Source organism: Moorena sp. SIO3B2 (assembly GCF_010692525.1).
Classification (GTDB): domain Bacteria; phylum Cyanobacteriota; class Cyanobacteriia; order Cyanobacteriales; family Coleofasciculaceae; genus Moorena; species Moorena producens.
Window position 1 is genome coordinate 1 of sequence record NZ_JAAHHE010000887.1, and the last position, 1,361, is coordinate 1,361.

Genomic DNA, 1,361 nt, shown 5'->3' on the forward strand with positions numbered 1-1,361 from the left:
AGGTGGGTAGGGGAGCTTTGACACTCCCGCATCGGTATGACGTTTTTAATTCTCTTAAAAAATCATATCGAATGAGAAGTGTTCGCGAAGCGTCGGCGAAAGCCGATAGCAGTACGGGAAAACCGCTACTGCGTAACATCCTCATAGAATCCTCCGTGTTTTAACCGGGGGAGATGTCAAGGTCCTAATGCTTCCGGGAAGAGTAATCTGGTGCGTGCAATCCACACCATGGGTCAGATTGTGCTCCAGTCCGCTACTGGCATGCAGCTTGGCAGTAGATGGAATATCGAACCATTTCGGTTAAATGCTGACTACCAGCAGAAGCCGAGCTGTTTTGAAATTATTTTTATTCACGATAATATTCGCTACCAATATGGATTTTCCTTAGACCAAGAGCGGGTGTACGAAGAGTGGCTAATCGCGTATCCCAAAGGACGTCCTCAAACGTGGTTTGAGCGTAACTATCGTTCAGAAGAACAGGAGTATGATTGGTATTTTGGGCGAGGGCTGAAAGGCGAGAAGGAACGTATTAAGGGTTTTGTTCGCCCCAATTCTTTATTTCTATCTCATGCGGCCCAAAATAACCATCCTCAGTTAGGAAAGATATTTATCTGGTTTAGCTCTAAGTTAAAATTAATTCCAGCAAGGTTCCAAAATCTATCTAATTTTACTGCTTTAAAATTTGATAGATATACTAATTATAGTGACAATTTTTTAAAATTAATCAAGGGAGATCATATCGACATATCAAATGGGATCCAACGATTATTTGAAATTGGAGGATATTGGATAGATGCTTTAGATAATGGAGAAATTTTAATTATTGATGAACTAGACCGCAGCTTGAATTCAGATATATCAACCTATTTAATCAAGGAATTTAATGACAAAGCAGCTAATCAAAATAATGCTCAATTGATTGTTACTACCCACGATACGACTTTCCTAGATCGAGAGATATTTAATCAAGACCAGGTATGGTTGATGCAGAAAGATAGTAACAATAGCACTAAGCTCTATTCGTTACTAGATTTTAAAATTCGTGAGGATGAATCCCTACAGAAAGGCTACCTAAAAGGTCGATATGGAGCGATGCCCTTTGTTAGTGGGCTGGATAGTTATGATACCTACAAGACCACTAAAAATTGATCTGACTAGACCATCAAGGCTAAGGTAAGGATAGTGAGTGAGTTTTTGCGATCGCATTTCTGCTAACTAGCTAACTAACATCAGCGTTTCAAGTCGAACCTACTACACCAGTTGCTCTACTGCCCCCCGTACCGACAATGGCAACAAAATCACTAGCGGATTCGTCAACCATCCTGACTTATGATTGGTCGCTCTACTTAGTGACTCGAACA

General features: G+C 40.6%; 1 protein-coding gene. It reads left to right on the forward strand.

Going from position 1 to position 1,361, the window contains the following annotated elements:
* The first annotated feature begins 210 nt into the window (after nucleotides 1-210).
* The gene (locus F6K38_RS42070) at nucleotides 211-1,149 is read left to right on the forward strand and encodes an AAA family ATPase (protein WP_071986874.1); all 939 of its coding nucleotides are present in this window, start codon (nucleotides 211-213) and stop codon (nucleotides 1,147-1,149) included.
* The last annotated feature ends 212 nt before the right edge of the window (nucleotides 1,150-1,361 follow it).